Raw genomic sequence first — 19625 nt, forward strand, 5'->3', positions numbered from 1 at the left:
AGCACCGATCCGGCCAGCGATTACTCTGGCAAACGGAAAACTTGCCAGCTGATATCATCCGCCACGCGGAAACTCCAGCCCCATCTCGCGGTAGCGAGCAGGGTCGTCGGCCCAATTCTCGCGGACTTTGACGAACAGGAAGAGATGCACCTTCGCCTCCGCGATCTCGCCGATTTCCACGCGCGCGCGCGAGCCGATGGCCTTGATGGCCTGCCCCTGATGGCCGAGCACGATCTTGCGCTGGCTCTCGCGTTCCACGAAAATCGTCTGCTCGACCCGGATCGAGCCGTCCTTCTGCACCGTCCACTGATCGGTCTCGACCGTGGAGGCATAGGGAAGTTCGTCGTGCAGGCGCTCGAACAGCTTCTCCCGCGTGATTTCGGCCGCGAGCTGGCGCAGCGGCGCGTCGGACATCTGGTCCTCGGGATAGAGCCATGGCCCCGGCTGCACCAGCTCCGCGAGACGCTTGCGCAGGCTCGCCACGCCGTCACCGTTAAGGGCGGCGATCATGAACGTCTCGTCGAAGGGCAGCTTCGCGTTGATTTTTTCCGCCAGCGCCAGAAGCGCCGTGCGTGGCACGAGGTCGATCTTGTTCAGGATCAGGATCTTGCGCCGGCGAACGTCCGGCAGCTTGTCGAGAATGGCCTCGTTTTCCTCGTCCAGCCCACGGCGGGCGTCGATCAGCAGGCACACGGCGTCCGCGTCGCCCGCGCCGCCCCAGGCCGAGGTCACCATGGCGCGGTCGAGCCGGCGCTTCGGGCGGAAGATGCCGGGCGTGTCGACGAAAATGAGCTGCGCATCGCCCTCGATCGTGATCCCGCGCACCAGCGTGCGCGTGGTCTGCACCTTGTGGGAAACGATGGACACCTTGCCACCGACGAGCGCGTTGAGCAGCGTGGACTTGCCGGCGTTCGGCGCGCCGATGAGGGCGATGAAGCCGCAGCGCGTCTGCGGAGCTTCATACGGTTGCGGCTGCTGCGGGTTTTCGTCCGTCATGACTGGCTGATCCGGATTCCTTCGCGCGACAGGAAGCGGGCGGCGGCGTCCTGCTCGGCGGTGCGTTTCGAGGTGCCCTGCCCTTCCGTGGGCGACATGGTATCGACCCGGACAGCGACGCGGAAGCGCGGCGCGTGGTCCGGGCCGCTGCGGTCTGTAATCTCATAGGTGGGCGCGGCGAGCCCCCGGCCCTGCGCCCATTCCTGCAGCGCTGTCTTGGCATCGCGCAGCGGGCGGCGCGGGGCGTGCATGCGCGCCTCGAACGCCCGCTCGACCAGAGCCTGCGCCGCGTCGAAGCCGCCATCGAGAAACACGGCGCCCACGATCGCCTCGCACACATCCGCGATGATGGCGGCGTTGTCGCGCGCGCCCGACGTGATCTCGCCCTCGCCGAGCCGCAGCAGCGGGCCGACCTGCCAGCCGCGCGCCACCTCCGTGCAGCTTTCCTTGCGCACGAGTTCCGCGAGCCGGCGCGACAACTCGCCTTCCTCGGCGTTGGGGAAGGTTGCGTAGAGCATGTTGCTGACCACAAGGCCGAGCACCCGGTCGCCCAGGAATTCGAGCCGCTGGTAGGACTTTATCTTCTGCGTCGGGATCGCGCTGACATGGGTGAGCGCCATATCCAGCAGACCGGCGTCGGCGAAGACATAGCCGAGGCGCTCTTGGAGAGAAGCGAGATCGGGCATCAATGTATCCGGCTGAACAGGCGCTCCCAGCGCACGGCCGTCGGCCAGTTCCACACCTGCCACGCCGGCACGCCGTCAATGGAGAAGAACAGTACCTCGGCGCGGCCGACGAAATTGTCGAACGGCACATAGCCCACGGTGCTCATGTCGCGCGAATCGGCGGAGTTGTCGCGGTTGTCGCCCATCATGAAGTAGTGTCCCTCGGGCACCTTGTAGAGCGGCGTGTTGTCCCACGGGCCGCGGTCGCCATAGCGCTCGATCACGACGTGGCTCACGCCGTTGGGCAGCGTCTCGCGGTACATCGGCACCTCAGGCCCTGTGCCGGGCGTGGTGTCCTCGTCGTCCCGGTAGTTGCCGATACGCTCACGCTCGACCATCTTGCCGTTGATGAACAACCGCCCATCGATCATCTGCAAGGTATCGCCCGGCAGGCCGATGACACGCTTGATATAGTCGGTGGAATTGTCCTTCGGCAACTTGAACACCGCAACATCGCCGCGCTTCGGCTCCGCGCCCAGGATACGCCCCTCGAACGGCACGATACCGAGCGGGAACGAGAAGCGCGAATAGCCATAGGCATATTTGGACACGAACAGGTAGTCACCCACGAGCAGTGTCGGGATGAGCGATCCGGACGGGATGTTGAAAGGCTGGAACAGCAGGGAGCGCACCACGAGCGCGATCAGCAGCGCCTGCGCGACCACCTTCACTGTATCGAGAAAGCCGCTTTCCTTGCGGATTTCCGCCTTGCTGCGATTCTCGCTCACGCCTGCCGTATCCGCCTTGTCGGGCTTGACGCCACTTCGCTCCATCTTCCGTCCACTCATCAAGCGCCGCCACCCGCCACGCAATCTCCGTGTGTAACCGGTTTTCGGACGGAGGGAAACGGGATTTTTCGGAAGGTCACGCAATCGCAATGTTTTGCAACAGCTGCGCCGGGAAGGGTGAACAGCCGGGCATCCAAAGCAATATGAACAGCGGGCTCTGGCTCAACGATAACGCAAATCGCCTTGGGCCTGCGTGCGCCGCGCCTTGCGTGCCGCCTTGCGATAGAGCTTGTGGGAGGAACGCGGCAACCCCTTGTCGCCGACCGCGCGCAGCAGTTCGCCCAGCGAGGCGTCGCCCGCGCGTTCCGCAGCCTGGTCGACGGGCAGCCATTCGATCTCGCGCTCGCCATATTCGGGCCAGCGGGGCATATCGTCCACCACCCAGAGCGGATAGAGTTCGACATAGCAGCGCGCGCTGCTGCCGTTCTTGAGACGCTTGTCGTAAAGATAGCCGCCCACCGGGCTCTTGCCCGTGATGCCGAGCACGCCGGCTTCCTCCTGCGCCTCGCGCGCGGCCGTCTGCGCGCCGGACAGGCCCTTGATCGGCCAGCCCTTGGGAACGATCCAGCGGCGGGTCTCGCGCGAGGTGACCATCATCACCTCGATCCGGCCGTCATCGCTCATGCGCAACGGCAGCGCCCCGAATTGGCGCCGGCAATTCTTCTTTTTCTTCTCCATCACGGACGGCTTGAGAACATCAGCCATGGCAGATATCGTCTCCGCCAGACCCCGCCCGCTCAAATCCCGACACCATCCCGCGTCAGCTCTCCTTTATCATTCAACTGTCCCAGGCCGCGCGTGCAGCAGGAACGAATGGAAATTATCTTACATTTGTACATTAACATAGACAATAGATTTAGACAATAGATTTAATGGCATTCATGATGCAGCCAGCACGGGATAAAAATGTAGCCGCCGCGCTATCTGTTTGTTAACGCACGATATCGCCCGAAAAGCGGCACGCTTTTTGTATCGCGCCGTCAATCCACATATTTTATCGCGAATCGACCGCCGACGCCGCACACACCCATGCAGTATTCATATAACGGCCAAAGGATGACAGTTTCGTATCGGGGGACGGCACAAAAAGCCGCAGGACAGCCCCTCCGCGCCGGCTTTTCCACAGGCTTTCGTCAGCGCCTCGGCACGCAGCGCTTCAGGCGGGCTGCCGCAACATCCAGCGCAGGACGTCCTCCACCGGCGGCGCGGCTGTGCCGAGCAAGCGCTCCATGCGCGCCGGATCACCGTACTGGACGGGCGTTTCGTTGGGGCGCACGAGGGCGGGGTCGGTGACGATCCGCGGCCGATGGCCGGTCTGCGCCTCCAGTGCGGCCAGAAGCGCCTCTATGGTGACGGGCCGGCCCGAGCACAGATTGTAGACCGCCTCGACGTCGTCCGCCGTCAGCAGGGCGAAGTAGGCGCGGACGATGTGACGCACGTCCGAAAAGTCGCGTGCGACATTCCGGTTGCCCAGCCGCAATTCGGGAAAGTGGGCGCGGAAGGCGGCGACGAGCTTGGGCACGAGGAAACGCTCCCCCTGCCCGACGCCGGTGTAGTTGAACGGCCGGGCGATCACGACGCCGAGACGCTCCCGGTACGGCCGCGCGACGCACTCCATGGCGAGCTTCGAGGCGCCGTAGTGGGTGACCGGCTGCAGCGGCGCATCCTCGGCCAGCCGGCCCGCCTGCGTGCCGTAGACGTGGGAACTCGACGCCAGCACCACCCGGCGCGGCGGCCGCGCCAGCCCGGCCAGCGCATCGAGCAGCGTCACGGTGCCGACCGTGTTGACCGCGTAGACCCGGGCGTCCGTGCTGTCGGGCACGAACGAGATGGCCGCCAGATGCACGACGGCGTCCGGCATCAGCGCCGACACGCGCTGCGCCACCTCCGCCGGCCGCGTCAGGTCGGCCGCGAGCGGCAGCGCCTCGTGGCCGTGGGCGACGAGCAGGGGCGCGAGATGGCGGGCGGTAAAACCCTCCTCGCCGGTGACGAGCACGCGCATGGGCGCTCTCTCCGATAGAAGAACCACGGATGCCGGCCGAAACGGCCGGTCAGAACGAGCGACCCTGACGGTTGCGTTCGATATCCGCTTTTACCATGATCTCGCACAGCGTCTCCAGCCCGGTCTGCGCGTGCCAGCCGAGTTCGCGTTCGGCCTTGCCGGAATCGCCGAGCAGCAAATCCACTTCCGCCGGGCGGTAGAAACGCGGGTTGACACGCACGCGCACGGCGCCCGTGTGCGCGTCGCGCGCCAGCTCCCGCGCGCCCTCCCCTTCCCACACGAGCGGGAGGCCGATGACGCCATACGCCAGTTCGACGAAACGGCGAACGCTTGACGTGCGCCCGGTCGCCAGCACGAATGTATCGGGGCGCTCATGCCGGAGCATGGCGTGCATGCCGGCGACGTATTCGCGCGCATAGCCCCAGTCGCGCTGCGCGTCGAGCGCGCCAAGCTCCAGCGGCGCCGTTTCGCCGAGTGAGACGCGCGCGACGTGATCGGCGATCTTGCGGGTGACGAACTCCTTGCCGCGCAAGGGCGATTCGTGATTGAAGAGAATGCCTGAAACCGCGAAGATGCCGTAGCTCTCCCGGTAGTTCACCGTCGCCCAGTGCGCCATCAGCTTGGCGAAGGCATAGGGCGAGCGCGGATAGAACGGCGTCGTCTCGGATTGCCGGGGCGTCTGCGCCTTGCCGAACATCTCCGATGTGCTCGCCTGATAGAAGCGCGTATCCGGCTTCACGATGCGCACGGCCTCCAGCAGACGCAGGGCACCGAGGCCGGTCATGTCGGCGGTCGCCAGCGGCTGCTTGAACGAGACGCTGACGAAGCTCTGCGCGGCGAGGTTGTAGATCTCGTCCGGCTGGTGCTCGGCCACGAGGCGGATAGCGCTGGTGGCATCGCCCAGGTCGAAATCGACGAGTTCCAGACTGGCGTGGTCCAGCAGGCCGAGTTCCGCCAGCCGCCAGTGATTCACCGACGACGTGCGCCGCACCGCGCCGACCACGCGATACCCGCGCTCCAGCAGATATTGCGCGAGATAGGCGCCATCCTGTCCGGTCACGCCGGTGATGATCGCGGTCTTGGCGGAAGAGGCAGCGGCCATGGGACTCTCGTGCAGAAGAACGCGCCGCCCGCGACGGTTGGCGCATAATTTTTCAATATATCACGGCGTCATGCGTTAGCAGATTTTACCTCCGGACGGCAAACTGTTGATATCCGGCAGCGCATTCTGCAACATCTGTCGCACAATTCCGTCTTCATTTGTTATGCGCCGTGAAAAGCGCAATTTCAAACGCGGCGGCGTGGCGTATCGCGCAAATTCCACGCACAAACCGGCACGGGCCGCGGGTTCGGCGGCAACGTCCCCTTAATCTGCCACAATTAGGATGCCAGAAGAGAAGCTGGAAGTAGCGGCGCGCGTTGTCGCGCGAACAGACATCCCGGTGAGATGACGCAGGGCAACGGTTACGGCAAAGGCAGCGGGTTCCGGCAGGAGCCCCGTTTCGAGGCGGACGGGGATCGCGACGACGCGGCAGCTTCCGGCACGCAGGAATGGCGCCTGTCGGCGCAGGACCGTCTCGTGCGGGCCCCTTCGCCAGCCGGCCAGGGACCGTCGCAACCCGGACCGGACGTGAGCAGCGAGGGGATATCGATGGCGGCAGCGGGACGCGGCAAGGGCGCGAGGAAGGCGGCGGCAAGCGGGCGTCCGCCCGCCCGCAAACGCCGGACGGGGCGTCGTCGCACGCTTGTCGGCACGCTGTTCTCGACGATCGTCGTCCTCGGCCTCTGGGCTGCGATCGCGGTGGGCGGCGTGGTGGCCTATCATTTCGCCCAGCTTCCCCCCATCGATACGCTGACCGTGCCGAAGCGCCCGCCCAACATCGCGGTGCTGGCGGCGGACGGCTCGCTGCTCGCCAATCGCGGCGACATGGGCGGCCGCACGGTGACGCTGAAGGAACTGCCGCCCTATCTGCCGCAGGCCTTCGTCGCCATCGAGGATAGGCGCTTCTACGATCACTGGGGCATCGATCCCCTCGGCATCGCGCGTGCGCTTGTGCGCAACGTGACCGCGCGCGGCGTGTCGCAGGGCGGCTCGACGCTGACGCAGCAGCTGGCGAAGAACCTCTTCCTGACGCAGGATCGCACCGTCGCGCGCAAGATTCAGGAAGCGATCCTCTCCGTCTGGCTGGAGCAGAACTTCAGCAAGGACGAGATTCTCGCGCTCTACCTCAACCGCGTCTATTTCGGCGCGGGCGCTTATGGCGTGGAGGCGGCGGCGCTGCGCTACTTCGGCAAGCCCGCCAAGGAGGTGACGCTGGCGGAGGCCGCGATGCTCGCCGGCCTTGTGCAGGCGCCCTCGCGCCTGTCGCCGACGCGCAATCCCCAGGCGGCGCAGGCGCGGGCGCAGCTGGTGCTCACCAACATGGCGGAACTCGGCTTCGTCACCGACAAGCAGGCCAAGGGCGCGCTGATGACGCCGGCCGAAACCGTCAAGCCACGCGGCACGGGCAATGCCAACTACGCCGCCGATTACGTGATGGACGTGCTCGACGACTTCATCGGCAAGGCGGAAACAGATGTCGTGGTGCGCACCACCATCGACCGCGCCCTGATGAGCGCCGGTGAGAGCGCGCTGACCGATGTCATCGCGAAGAAAGGCGCGGAGGCGCGCGTTTCTCAGGGCGCGCTGGTGGCGATGTCGAACGATGGCGCGATCCGCGCCCTGATCGGCGGACGCAGCTATGCCGCGAGCCAGTTCAACCGCGCGACCACTGCCCGCCGCCAGCCCGGATCGGCCTTCAAGCCCTTCGTCTACCTGACGGCGCTGGAGCGCGGCATGAACCCGGGCACCGTGCGGCAGGACACGGCGGTGAACATCAACGGCTGGCAGCCGCAGAACTTCTCCCGCCGCTACAGCGGCCCGGTGACGCTGGCCACCGCCCTCGCGCAATCGCTCAACACGGTGGTGGTGAAGCTCGCCGTCGAGGTGGGGCCCAAGACGGTCGCGCAGACGGCGCAGCGCCTCGGCATCACCTCGCCGCTCACCGCGAACGCCACCATCGCGCTCGGCACGTCGGAAGTGAGCCCGCTCGAACTCACCGCCGCCTACGCGGCCTTTGCCAACGGCGGCGTCGGCGTGGTGCCGTGGATCATCCGCGACGTGAAGACCGTTGACGGCAAGCCCGTCTACCAGCGCCAGCCCTACGATCTCGGGCGCGTGTTGAGCGAGGACGATGCGTCGATGATGAACTACATGCTGCATCAGGCCGTCACCTCCGGCTCGGCGCGGCGCGTGGCGATCGATGGCTACGAGATCGCCGCCAAGACGGGCACCACCCAGGAATCGCGCGATGCGTGGCTCATGGGCTACACGAGCGGGCTCGTCACCGGCGTCTGGCTCGGCAACGACGATTACTCGCCGACGAAGAACGTCACCGGCGGCACCCTGCCCGCCGAGGCTTGGCGCGCTTTCATGGTGCAGGCGCTGAAGGGCGTGACGCCGGCCCCCCTGCCCGGCAGCCCGTGGGATGCACCGGTCAGCGAGCTGCCGCCGGACGCGCCGCCCCCGCCCGCCGCGTCATTGCAGCCGCCCGTCGACCTGCGCGCGCCGGCGCCGCAGGCACAGCCCCGGCCGCAGCGGGAAAAGAACTTCTTCGAACGCCTGTTCGGGGGCTGACACACGATCCGCTGAATCCGCCCAGGCGGACGCTATCTTCCCTTCTTGCCAAGCACGGCGGCCGACGCGCAGGCTTGCAGGCCCGCGCATCGGAGCGGCCGTGCGCGGCGATTTATTTCGGGGCCTATGCTTGAATTTGAGCTTAAGCGTGCTATTATCAAAATCATTTTTGTGCTCAAGTATTTTACTATAATACCCTCGCGGGCTGCAAGAAGAAGATTCCCTACAAGGGTGTCTTATAGCAAAACCGGTCAATATACCCTGCGCTGCGGCAGGGGATAACGTATTGGACTGGATGAAATCATAAAAATACACATGGTTCCGGGACATTCTCACGCGAAGAATGACTGCTTTGCGTGTGTTTGAATAAAAACTTTGCTTGTCATGCGAGAAGAAACGGCCTGATCCGGCGGAGGGGCGGCAATGGCATCGCTTGCGCAATCGCTGGCGGCGTTTCACCAATGGCTCGGCGAGGCTATTGCGCCTGAGCCCGTGCATCTTCTGTCCATGCCGGACCTCTCGGCGCCGGCGCGGCTCCCCACGGGGGGCGCGGGTCTCTTGCTATGCAATGTCCAGCCTAAAACCGGGCCGCTCGGGCGCCGGAACATTGCTCTGGTGGAGGTATCGCTTCTCCTCTTCGTTGCCGAGGCCGATTGTCTGAAGGCGGCGGCGCTGGCGGGCGACCTCGCGTTTCTGCTGGAAGAGGGACGCTGGCGCGACGGCGCCGGCGACAGTCAGGAGGTCGGTCTCGATACGCGCGACGCCGCGCTGGCGATGAGCCGGCAATGCGGCCTGCCGCCGTGTCTCGCCATGCTTCTGCACGTGCCTTTCGCACGGGAGCGGCAGACCGTGGCGGCCCGGCCCGTGCTGGCGCCTCCGCGTGTCGTGAGCGAGGCGCTTGCCGATCTCCACGGCGAGCTTGTCGGCACCACGGCGGCCGGCCGCAGATTGCCGCTCGCCGAGGCCGACATCGCCGTCGTCGGCCAGCAGCAGCAGGTCCGCACCGACCATCGCGGGCGTTTTCATCTGACCGGCCTGCCCGGCGGGCGTGCCATCAAGCTCGTCGTCGGCTTCAAGACCGCACGGCACGAGGTCATCGTGCCGGCGCATGGCACCATAACCGTGGAAATGCCCATCGACGGGCTCATGCAATAGAGCGACCGCCGCTTTCGGGATCGACCGGGACACTGGAGCGCACCGAACACGACGAGACGGATTTGCGGAGGAGTGATCATGAGCGTGAGTTATTCCTATCCCGGTGTCTACATCGAGGAGAAGGACAGCGGGACGCGGCCGATCCAGGGCGTGACGACCACGACGGCGGCCTTCATCGGGCGCGCGCCCGATCCCGCGGCGTTTCCACTCGAACCCAAACCCGTCAACAGCTTCAGCGCCTTCCGCGCCGCGTTCGGAGACCGGTCGGCAGAGCCCAACCATCTCGCCAACGCCGTTTTCGGTTTTTTCCTCAACGGCGGCACGCGCTGCTACGTGGTCAATCTCGGCGCGCAGGGATCGCTGCAGGCGGCGGTCGACGCACTGCTGCCCTACGATGAAATAGCCATGGTGGCTGCGCCGGGTTTCAGCGACACCGAATCCGCAGGCATCCTCATCGGCTCCTGCGAGAGGCAGGGCGACCGCTTCGCCATCGTCGACGCGCCGGGGCCGGCGCGGGTCGATCTCGATGCGCTGGTGACCGTCGGCCAGGTCGCGGCGCCCGCCGTGGCAGGGCAGGATGCGGACGAGACCGACGCACCGGCGGCGCCTCGCGCCGGCCTCCGGGCGCCCGCCTCCCCGCGCGGCTTCGGCGCGCTCTATTTTCCGTGGCTTGTGGTGCGCGATTGTCTGGCGACGGATCGCAAGGAGCCCGTGCTCATCCCGCCCTCCGGCCATATCGCGGGCATCTACGCGCGCACGGATGTCCAGCGCGGCATATTCAAGGCGCCGGCCAACGAGCCCGTGCGCGGCGCCCTCGGCCTCAGCCAGCACATGACCAATGCCGAACAGGGCAAGCTCAACCTCGCGAGCGTCAACGCCATCCGCTTCTTCACGGATCAGGGAATCGTGGTCTGGGGCGCGCGCACGCTCGCGGCGCCGGCGTCCAACTGGCGTTACGTCCCGGTGCGCCGGCTGCTGATCTTCATCGAGCAATCCATCATCCGCTCCACGAGCTGGGTCGTGTTCGAGCCCAACGACAGACCCCTGTGGAAGTCCATCCGGCGCGACGTCCACGCCTTCCTCGTCAACCTGTGGCGGCGCGGCGCGCTCATGGGCGCGACGGAGGAGCAGGCCTTCTTCGTCAAATGCGACGAGGAAACCAACCCGCAGGAAAACGTCGATCAGGGCATCGTCACCATCGTCATCGGCGTCGCCCCCGTGAAACCGGCGGAGTTCGTCATTTTCGAGATCGGGCAGATGGCGGGCCTGCCGACAGCCCAGGAAGCCTCCGGCGCTGCGTGAGCCGCACGCGCCCGTGCGGGCTCTAAAGCCCGATGACACAATTCCGCGAAGGAGCTTAAGACATGGCGAGCGCGCAATCTTCCGGCCCGATCGATCCCTATCGCAATTTCAATTTCCGCCTTGAGATCGGCGGGGTCACCGAAGCCGCCTTTTTCTCGGTTCAGGGCCTCGCCATGCGCATCCATCCCATCCGCTATCGGCCCGGCGGCGACGGGCAGGCGGTGCGCTCCCTGCCCGGCCCGGTGGAATATGCAGAGGTGACGCTGCGCCACGGCCTGACCAAATCCACGGATTTGTGGAACTGGATCAGCGCGATAGCCAAGGGGCGGATCGAGCGGCGCAACGTTTCGATCCTGCTGCTCGAAACCGACGGTGTCACCGAAGCTCTACGCTGGAATCTGCTCAGCGCCTGGCCGTGCGAGTGGCATGGCCCGGCGCTGGACGGCCTCGGCCGCGATATCGCCTTCGCCGAACTCAAACTCGCGTATGACGAGTTGCGGGCCGAGTGAGACGATGACGCCGCCCGCTGCCACACACCATCTCACCCGTCTGCTGGTCCGGTTCCTCGCCGGCGCGCGGCGGGCGTGGCGCGCGCTCGCCACGGCGATGACGCGCGGAATGGCGGCAAGGACCGAAGCGGCATCTTTGCGCGCGGAGATGGACGACTTGCGCGAGCTTTATCCGGACGCGCCGGACGTGTGGCTTGAAGTTGTGGCCCGCAACAGATCCCCGCAAGAGGCACCGCGCCAGGAGCGGATGACCACGAAACAGGCGGCCGCCGCTCCGCGCCGGGAGAGCCGCCGCGCGGTTCCGGAGCCCCACGCCACCACGGAAAGGCCGGTGACCGCCCCTCTTTTCGAAACGGCGGTGCCTGCACCCGCCGCTTCCGCTGTCGCCGCGCCCGCACAGCCGGCTCTCGCGCCCGCCGCCCGACCGGTTTTTTCCGCAGAGCCTCGCACGGCCCGCCGCGCGCCGCGTTTCCTGCTGCGGGCGATTACACCGCTCGATGGTGCGGGAAAGGAAATCCCGGCCGCCAGACTGCCCGTCGCACCCGTCCCGCCGCCGGCAGCCTTTGCCGAGCGCCCCTCCTTCGGCACCGCACCACGATCACCAGGCGAGACCGTGGCGGCCAATTTCACGCCTCCGCGAACGCCGGCGGATTTTGAAACCGGCATGCGCCGCCCGCCGGCGAACGTAGCCCGTCCGGCGCAGGTGCCGCCCGCACCGGCCAGGGCGTTCACGCCAAAGCCCGGCCTCCACAATATCTGGCAGAAGATTTTCGGCGCGGATCGGCAGGCGCCCGGCCCCGATGCGCAGCCGGCCCTCGCGGGCTGGCAGCGGCGGGATGGCAGCCCGGCCGATTCCGTTTCCCCCCGCGCGCCGCTGCCGCCCGCCCCGTCCCCCCGGAAGCCCGGGGCTGCCGTCAAGTGGCGCGAGACGTTCGACGCCGATCTCTGGCCCGTCCTGCCGCCTGCCCCGACGCCAGCGCCGGGCGACACCGGGAGTGAGACGCCGGCGCACGACATGCGCCGGCTCATCCGCATCCAGGAGGAAAGCTGATGGAACGCGCGCTTTTCCTCATCGAAGCCACCGGCGAGCGCATTTCCGCCCTGCTCAATCCGGAGCAGTTGACACTCACCCGCGCCAGCGGCCTGCGTCCCCTGACGGCGGGCGCGGGGGCAGTGACGGGGCCGGGCCTCTCCGACACGCCGCTGATCGCCACGGGCGGCGGCGTCACGGAACTCACGCTCGATCTTCTGTTCGATATCGATCTCATCGACGCGCAGGCACTGCGGCAGCCGGGCGGGGATATTGCACGCGCCGAGGCCGAGCCTGCGGCGGCAGAGCCACCATTATCCGGCGCGGCGCTGCCCGGGCTCGATGCGCCGCGCTCCGCCGACGTGCGCCACCTGACGCGGCCGTTCTGGAACCTTGCGGAAAACGCCGCTGCCGAACACCGTGCCGGCGTCGTGCCGCAGGTCCGCTTCATCTGGGGCCGCTCGTGGAACATTCTCGGTGTCGTCACCGATGTCGCCGAGCGGTTCGAGCGTTTCGACGGCGAAGGCCGGCCACGCCGCTCGTTCCTGCGCATGCGCCTGCGCCGCCTGCCGGAAACCCTGACGCCGCCGCGCGCCGTTGCCGGGCCGCAGCTCGAAACAGCCTCGTTCTTCGAGCCGCCGCCGGCAGCCCTGTCGCCCGGGGAGGCTTTCGCCCGGCACATCACCGTCGAAGTCGACGAGAACGGCATACCCAACCCGCGTTTTGACCGGATCGGCACGGAGTACAGCGGCAATCCCGCAGACTGGCGGATCGTCGCCGACCACAACGACATCGCCGATCCGCTGCATCTGGAACCGGGACAGGTCATCGCCCTGCCGCCGGCATCCGGCAATTCGGCCGTGGGAGGGACGGAACGATGACGAACGCCACAACCATCGGCGGCGCGCTTTCCGGCAAGGCCCTGCCGGTCGTCACGCTCGGCGGCGCGCCCCTGCCGCAGGCCGCCGCGCACCAGCTTTCGCGCCTCGTCATCCGCCGCGCGCTCAACGTTCCGGCCCTTGCGGAGCTGACGATCGAAGCGCCGCCGCCGGGCTTCGGCCAACGGTGCGAGGCCGGCCTCGCGCTTGCCGTCGCCACGGCGGACGGCCGGCTGCTGTTCAGGGGCACGATCACCGGTCAGGAGCAGCGGTATCCGGCGGGCGGCGTCAGCCGGCTGCTCGTCCGCGCGCATGACGCGCTGCATGCCCTGCGGCTACGCCGGCGGTTCAGGGTCGTCGAAAACGCGCGGCTGACGGCGTTGTGGGAAGAGGCTGCGGCGGAGCTGGACTTCACCTTTGCCTGCGACGAGGAAACCCCTCCCCGACGTTTCGTGCAGGCGGGCACGAGCGACCTGGCCGCGCTGCTCGCGCTCGGCGGCGAACAGGGCCTCTACGCCACCCTCGACGGCACCTGCCTGCGCCTCGTCTCGCTGGCGGGGCGCGAGGATCCGCGCGCCTACACGTGGGGTAAGAACCTGCTTGAGGCGACGATCGAAAAGAGCGGCGAACAGGCCGCGCGCGCCAGCCGCAGCAGGGGCTGGGACCCTTATTCCGCCACCTCCTTTTCGGCCGAGGCGGCGCTGGCGCGTCAGGACCAGAGCATCGACCTCGACAGCTACGGCCTGCCCGCGTTGGAGCAGGATCAGGGGCTGCTGCACGCCACCAACCGCCCGGCGGGCACCCAGGCTGCACTGGAGGCGCAGGCACAGGCGGCGTTCGACCGCGCCGTGGCGCGCGAAACCGTGCTGCGCGGAACCGTCCTCGCCGACCCCGATCTCGCCCCCGGCCTGCGCTTGCGGCTTGACGGTCTCGACACCAAAACGTCGCCCATCGGGGTCGTCACTGAGGTCGTGCATCATTTCGATGCCGCCACGGGCGCCACGAGCACGTTTTCCACCGCCCTGCCCCACGAACCGGAGCAGCTGCACGCGCCCGTCGTCACGCTGGGCGAGGTGACCGACATTCAGGACCCCGAGGGCGGCGCCCGCTGCAAGGTGAAGCTGCCCGCGCTCGGCGATCTCGAACCCGGCTTCTTCAGCGTGCTCGTGGCCGGCGCGGGCGCCGGCAAGGGCGCGGCCGTCCTGCCCGATGTCGGCGATCAGGTCGTCGTCCTGTTTCCGCAGGGCGATCTCGCGCAAGGCATCATTCTCGGCGGGCTTTACGGCCACGCGCGGCTGCCGCGCGGCACCACGACGCAGGACAAGCGCGCGCTCGTGCTGGCGTCCGGCGGCAACCAGCGGCTCGTCCTCGGAGGCCAGCAGACGCTGCTTTCGCTCTCCACCCAGCGCGGCGACCTCCTGCAGCTCGGCGCGGCGTCGAAACTCGTCGTCGCCGGCGATCTGACCATCGCGGCCGTCGGCGGCACCTTGACCATTCAGGCCGCCAGGGTGCAGTTCGAACGGAGGACGTCATGACCCTGCTGTGCACGGAGCAGGCGCAATGCCATTGCGTCCATGCCGGAACGGTCACCTTCGATCCGATTCAGGACTGGGTGACGGTCGATGACATCCCGGTTCTCGTCAAGGGCGACTTCGACGGCCGCTCCGTCGCCCATTGCATCGGCGGTGCGGAGGCGGCGGGCATCAAGCGCTGCCGCGCCATCGCCACCGTCAACGACAGCAAGAGCCATTCGCAATTCGTCGTCATCGAGGGCCTCGGCATCGCGCTCGACAGCGCCAGCGGCGCGACCGACTACATGAACGTCAATCTGTCTCCCTGGCATGTCGCGAGCGCTGGCCAGAACTGGATCGCGATCGTCGAAGGGTGACACCACACCGGAAAACCGAACACGAGGAAGCAGGATATGGCTGGCGGCTGGGCCTTTCTCGGTCTCTCCCGATTGGCGGCGCCCGCCCCCTCAGAAGGGCCGGGCGACCGCAGCCTCGGCCTCGCGGTCTCATCCACGGGCGGCGTGGCGCTCATCGAGGAGAACGAGCACGTGCGGCAATCGATCCTGATCCTGCTCGCCACGCGGCCGGGCGAGCGGGTCATGCGGCCGGACTACGGCTGCCCGCTGCACCGGCTGATGTTCAACCCCAATGACGCGACGACGGCGGGCCTCGCCATTCACTACGTGCGCCAGGCCCTGCTGCGTTTCGAGCCGCGCGCGGAAATCCTTCATCTCGATGCCGGGCCGCGTGCCGGCGCGACGGGAACGGACGATCCGGCGCGCGCCACGTTGTTCGTTCATCTCGACTATCGGGTGCGCGCCACCCGCCACGCCGAACGGCTCGAATTCAGTCTGGATCTGACGGGGGACGCGGCCTGATGCTCACCTATCCGCCACTCGACGACCGCCGGTATGACGATCTCCTGCGCGAGGCGCTCGCCCTCATCGACGAGCGCTGCCCGCAATGGACGGACCGCAATGCCTCCGATCCGGGCATCACGCTCGTTGAGCTTTTCGCCCATCTCACCGACATCATGCTCTACCGGCTGAACCGCCTGCCGGAAAAGGTTCATTACGCGCTGCTCGACCTGCTGGGCGTCGCCCCGCGCGCGCCGGCGCCGGCCACGGTCACGCTCACGTTCCGCCTGTCGCCACAGGCCGTCGATGCAGGCCGCCTCGTCATTCCCCGCGGCACGGCGGTGAGCGACAAGAGCGGCTCGGTTACCTTCCACACGCTGTCGGAAGCGGCGTTTCCGCAACGGCACGCGCCGGACACGGAGGTAACCGTGGAGGTGCGCGCGCTCCATGCCGAGCGGGTTGAGGCGGAGGTGCTCGGCACGGGCACCGGCGCATTCGGACAGGCGCACACCGTCCGGCGCGGCCCCATCCTGCGCCGGCCGGTGGCGGGAGACGACCTGCGGGTCGCCGTCGAACTCGGCCCCGACGACAGCGCGCAGGGCCGAGAGAAAAGCGATCTGGAGAAAGTGCGCATCGACGGCAGAACCTTCGCGCTGTGGCGGGAAGTCGAATCCTTCGCCGGCCTCGCTCCGGACGCGCAGGTCTTCGCCGCGGACAGGCTGCGCGGGACGATCATCTTCATGCCGAGCGCCGCCGCGGCCGGCGCGCTGGCGGACCAGACCCGCCCAAGCCGGGCGGGCCCCGCGAAGGACCGGCAGATCCGGGCCTGGTACCTGCGCGGCGGCGGCGTCAGGGGGAATGTGCTGCCGGGCACCCTGACGGTGATGAAGACGCCTGTTCCGCAGGTGAACGTCGAAAACCGGGAGCCGGCCTTCGGCGGCGAGGACAAGGAGCCGGTCGCCGAGGCGATCGCCCGCGGCAGCGAGGCGGTGCGCGTGCTACGCTCCGCGGTGACGACGCGCGATTTCGAGAACGTCGCCCGCGAGGTGCCGGGCATCGCCCGCGCCCGAGCCTACGCGCAGCGCGATCTGTGGGCCTATGGCAGGCCGGGCGTCGTGCATGTGCTCATCGTGCCGAAGCTCGACGCGGCGGATACGGATGCGGACACGCTCGCCTCGCGCCAGAGCCCCGGCCTTCTCGCCGATGTCGAGACCCTCATCCGCCGCCGCCGGCCGGTGGGCGTCGAGACCCACGTCGAGTGGGCGCGGTGCCGCAAGCTAGACCTCTCCGCGCATCTCGTCGTGTCCGAATTCGAGAACGCCGCAGCCGTGCGTGCGCGGCTGACCACCGCCCTGCGGGCCCTGCTGGCGCCCGATGGCCAATGGGCGTTCGGCCAGCCGCTGCGCGCCTCGGACATCTATGAGACCCTGACGCGCGAGCCCGGCGTGCGCTATGCCGAGCGCCTGCAGTTCCACACCGGCGACGCGCCGTCCGAAATGATCGTCGACATCCATCGCGACCGCTGTCAGGAGACGACCTGTTTCGCCGCCGGCCGTGCCCTGTTCCGCAGTCTCGACCGTGGCGAAAGCTGGGAAACGGTTCTGGACCCGGCCGCCGGGGAAGCCGCGCGGGAAACCTTTCTCGGCGTGCGCACCGCGCCCTTCCTGCCCGGCAAGGTCGCGGCCTTTTCGCGGCGGGAGGAAGCGGGCCGCGCCACCTACATCCTCTATATCTCTGAGGATGGCGGCGAGAGCTGGCGGGATACGCGGCGCGAGGCGCAGGGTACGCAGGCGCCGCTCCTGCATTTCGTCTTCCCCAACGAAATCCGCGATGTCGCCTGGAGCGAACTCGACGGCATGCCGGTGCTGTTCATCGCCGGGCGCGACATGCTCCAGCGCATCCGCTTTTCCACCGTGACGGCGGCGGAGCCCGTGCCCGTGCGCGGCGCCACGGAGGCGGAGCGGCGGGAGGACCAGCGCGGCTTCGAGGCGCTGGCGACAGCGCGCCATCTCTCCGGCCTGCACCTCATCGCCGTGGCGGCGCGGGAAGGGCTGGGCATTTTCATCGCCGTCGGCGGCGGCACGTTCCGCCGCCTGCCGAACACGACCGGGCGGCCGGTCAGCAGCCTCGCCTTCCAGCAGGTCGGCAACGAGACCTTCCTCTGGGCGGGCTTCGCCGCCGCCGGCGGCGAGCCGGGACAGGGCGCCATGCGCATCGGCATCCGCCTCGACGGTAGCGAGGATCCGACCGGCTGGCAGGCGCTCAGCGACGGCTGGACGCATGGCAGCTGCGAAGCCTTCGACTTCTGGGACGATATCGCCATCGCCGGCAGCAACCGGGGCGGCATTCTCTGCTGCCGTCCGGGCCGCGACGCCCGCTGGAGCGATCCCCCCGCGATCTCTTGCGGCCTGCCGCCGGTCGACGAGCGCCGCAGTCTGCCGCCGGTGCGCGGCGCCGCCATCGGCCCGTCGGAGACGGACGTGCCGTTCCTGTTCTTCGGCGGCGAGGCGGGCATCTACCGCAGCGCGGATCTCGGCCGCACCTATGCGGAGATCGGCAGCGACGTCTTCGACGACAAGGTGCCCCTGCCCCGGCACTGGCTGTTCCGCCCGGGAGCGATCGAACTCACGATCACCTCCGAATCCGGAGAAAGCCTTTGACCTGCCGGGACAGAAAGCCGGACATGCTGCCGCGTTCCCGGGCGGCTGGACGCGGATTCCGGCCGGGAGCGACAGAATGAAAGCCGGGGCCATCGCCGGCCTGCTGCCGGAAATCTACCGCGACGCCCTTCCGGCAAGTCCCGTGCTGGCCGCGCTGCTCGCCGTGATGGAGGAGATGCACGCACCGACGGAAGCCGTGCTCGCGGGACTCGACATCTCTTTCGATCCACGTTACGCGCCGGATGCGTTCGTCGCCATGCTGGCGCGCTGGCTGGCGCTCGGCCCCTATCTGGAACACGAGGGCGCCGCCCGCGTGCAGACGCGCATCGACCCGGACGCCCTGCGCAAGCTCGTGAGCGTGGCGGCGGAATGCGCCCGGCTGCGCGGCACCAGCGAGGCGCTCGTTACCCTGCTCGAATGCGCGACCGGCGTCAGCGGCTTCACGATCACCGAAAATCCGGTCGATCCACGGACCGGACAGAGGAGCGCCTTTCACATTTGTGTGGGCATACCGGCGGATGCTGCCCACAGGCTGGACCTCGTCGCGCGCATCGTCGCCGGCGAGCGGCCTGCGTGGGTGACCTACGAACTCGACATTTTACCCGCCGGACCGGACGGCACTTGAGGAGAACCGACATGGCAAGCTTTCAGATCAGCGACCCGCCGCCGAACGCGGTCCTCGCCGAGGCCGCGGAGGTCAAGGGCACCTACAACGGACTCGTCGCCTTCACGGTCGAGAATCTGACCGGGCAGAACCTCACGGCGAGCCTCAGCGTCCTGCCGGCCGAGGAGGCCGAACGCGCCCTCTATCGCTTCGAAGGCGCCTCCGTCACCAACCCCACGCTGTATACGGTCGATTTCGGCCCGCGTGAGGTACATACCGTCAAGCTTGCGATCGCCGCGCCCGCCGGCGCCGCGCCGAAGGCATCCTCCTTCCGGCTGCGGGTGGCGCTCGAAAACGGATCCGACACGGATTCCGTGGAAAGCCGCCCCGTCGCCTTCACCGTGCCGGCGCTGCCCGCCGCGCCGCCGCCGGCCAAGAAGCCTTTTCCATGGTGGGCCGTGGCCGTCGCCGCCGTGCTGGTGATCGGCGTCGCCGGCGGCCTCACTTACGCTTTCTGGCCGAAGCCGGAGGTGGAGGAGGAGGAACCGGGCGACCAGACCACGGCCGCGCCGGCCATTACCGGGACGTGGATCAACGTGAATGCGAACACGCGCAGCATTCCGCAGATCGTCATCGCCAACGATACGGTGCATGTCTGGGGCAAATGCTCGCCCACCAACTGCGACTGGGGAACGACGCCGCTGCGGCAGACCCGCTGGCGCCGGCCCGGTGGTACTACCTATGTCGCCCGCCCGCTCCCCAACCGTTACAGTGCCTTCTACGATCAGGGGTTTGCAACGCGGACGATGTCGTTCCGCCTCGACACGACGAACGACCAGCTGAACGTCACGACCGCCACGGCCTTCAAGGACAACAGCGGACGGCCGGACAGATCGGAGACCGAACAGTTCCGCCGGCAGTGATCCGTCGTG

The 19625-nt window shown here is 67.9% G+C and carries 18 protein-coding genes; 12 read left to right on the top strand and 6 right to left on the bottom strand.

What is annotated here, in order from left to right:
• Positions 1-54: 54 nt before the first annotated feature.
• The 6 genes from era to gmd all read right to left on the bottom strand — a co-directional run bounded on the left by era (position 55) and on the right by gmd (position 5613).
• Complete coding sequence (gene era, locus ACFFJ7_RS12980; protein WP_166950545.1) at positions 55-996, bottom strand: GTPase Era; 942 nt, start codon at positions 994-996, stop codon at positions 55-57.
• Complete coding sequence (gene rnc, locus ACFFJ7_RS12985; RefSeq protein WP_166950542.1) at positions 993-1682, bottom strand: ribonuclease III; 690 nt, start codon at positions 1680-1682, stop codon at positions 993-995. The genes era and rnc overlap by 4 nt, the downstream gene beginning before the upstream one ends.
• Positions 1682-2494, bottom strand: coding sequence for a signal peptidase I (lepB, locus tag ACFFJ7_RS12990; protein WP_166950539.1), 813 nt, complete (start codon positions 2492-2494; stop codon positions 1682-1684). Before lepB ends, rnc begins: the two co-directional genes overlap by 1 nt.
• Before the next feature lie 177 nt (positions 2495-2671).
• A complete protein-coding gene (locus ACFFJ7_RS12995; protein ID WP_246225177.1) occupies positions 2672-3214 on the bottom strand; it encodes an NUDIX hydrolase in 543 nt (180 codons plus the stop codon).
• A gap of 451 nt (positions 3215-3665) precedes the next feature.
• Entirely contained in the window at positions 3666-4511 is an 846-nt protein-coding gene (locus ACFFJ7_RS13000; protein ID WP_377592847.1) for a GDP-mannose 4,6-dehydratase, read from the bottom strand.
• A gap of 49 nt (positions 4512-4560) precedes the next feature.
• A complete protein-coding gene (gene gmd, locus ACFFJ7_RS13005; RefSeq protein ID WP_377592848.1) occupies positions 4561-5613 on the bottom strand; it encodes a GDP-mannose 4,6-dehydratase in 1053 nt (350 codons plus the stop codon).
• A gap of 345 nt (positions 5614-5958) precedes the next feature.
• Here gmd and ACFFJ7_RS13010 point away from each other — a divergent pair, with 345 nt between their 5' ends.
• The 12 genes from ACFFJ7_RS13010 to ACFFJ7_RS13065 all read left to right on the top strand — a co-directional run bounded on the left by ACFFJ7_RS13010 (position 5959) and on the right by ACFFJ7_RS13065 (position 19616).
• A complete protein-coding gene (locus tag ACFFJ7_RS13010; protein WP_377592849.1) occupies positions 5959-8187 on the top strand; it encodes a transglycosylase domain-containing protein in 2229 nt (742 codons plus the stop codon).
• Positions 8188-8610: 423 nt separating this feature from the next.
• Positions 8611-9342, top strand: a complete 732-nt coding sequence (locus ACFFJ7_RS13015; protein ID WP_377592850.1) for a carboxypeptidase-like regulatory domain-containing protein — start codon at positions 8611-8613, stop codon at positions 9340-9342.
• Between the two features lie 78 nt (positions 9343-9420).
• Positions 9421-10644 (top strand): phage tail sheath family protein, encoded by a 1224-nt coding sequence (locus ACFFJ7_RS13020; RefSeq protein WP_166950527.1) that lies wholly within the window; start codon positions 9421-9423, stop codon positions 10642-10644.
• Positions 10645-10706: 62 nt separating this feature from the next.
• Positions 10707-11153: a phage tail protein gene (locus ACFFJ7_RS13025; RefSeq protein ID WP_166950525.1), complete on the top strand. Its 447-nt coding sequence runs from the start codon at positions 10707-10709 to the stop codon at positions 11151-11153.
• 4 nt (positions 11154-11157) lie between these two features.
• Positions 11158-12204 carry a hypothetical protein gene (locus tag ACFFJ7_RS13030; protein WP_377592851.1) on the top strand — a complete coding sequence of 349 codons (1047 nt, stop codon included), beginning with the start codon at positions 11158-11160 and terminating at the stop codon, positions 12202-12204.
• Positions 12204-13064 carry a CIS tube protein gene (locus ACFFJ7_RS13035; protein ID WP_377592852.1) on the top strand — a complete coding sequence of 287 codons (861 nt, stop codon included), beginning with the start codon at positions 12204-12206 and terminating at the stop codon, positions 13062-13064. Before ACFFJ7_RS13030 ends, ACFFJ7_RS13035 begins: the two co-directional genes overlap by 1 nt.
• The gene (locus ACFFJ7_RS13040; protein ID WP_377592853.1) at positions 13061-14596 is read left to right on the top strand and encodes a phage baseplate assembly protein V; all 1536 of its coding nucleotides are present in this window, start codon (positions 13061-13063) and stop codon (positions 14594-14596) included. The genes ACFFJ7_RS13035 and ACFFJ7_RS13040 overlap by 4 nt, the downstream gene beginning before the upstream one ends.
• Positions 14593-14949, top strand: coding sequence for a hypothetical protein (locus tag ACFFJ7_RS13045; RefSeq protein ID WP_377592854.1), 357 nt, complete (start codon positions 14593-14595; stop codon positions 14947-14949). Before ACFFJ7_RS13040 ends, ACFFJ7_RS13045 begins: the two co-directional genes overlap by 4 nt.
• Positions 14950-14985: 36 nt before the next feature.
• On the top strand, positions 14986-15450 hold the full coding sequence (locus ACFFJ7_RS13050) for a GPW/gp25 family protein (RefSeq protein ID WP_166950517.1): 465 nt from the start codon (positions 14986-14988) through the stop codon (positions 15448-15450).
• A complete protein-coding gene (locus ACFFJ7_RS13055) occupies positions 15450-18089 on the top strand; it encodes a baseplate J/gp47 family protein (RefSeq protein ID WP_377592855.1) in 2640 nt (879 codons plus the stop codon). The genes ACFFJ7_RS13050 and ACFFJ7_RS13055 overlap by 1 nt, the downstream gene beginning before the upstream one ends.
• 76 nt (positions 18090-18165) lie before the next feature.
• Positions 18166-18714: a phage tail protein gene (locus ACFFJ7_RS13060; RefSeq protein WP_377592856.1), complete on the top strand. Its 549-nt coding sequence runs from the start codon at positions 18166-18168 to the stop codon at positions 18712-18714.
• Between the two features lie 11 nt (positions 18715-18725).
• Entirely contained in the window at positions 18726-19616 is an 891-nt protein-coding gene (locus ACFFJ7_RS13065) for a hypothetical protein (RefSeq protein ID WP_377592857.1), read from the top strand.
• Positions 19617-19625 lie beyond the last annotated feature (9 nt).

Origin of the sequence: Pseudochelatococcus lubricantis (assembly GCF_042432495.1) — a bacterium.
Classification (GTDB): domain Bacteria; phylum Pseudomonadota; class Alphaproteobacteria; order Rhizobiales; family Beijerinckiaceae; genus Pseudochelatococcus; species Pseudochelatococcus lubricantis.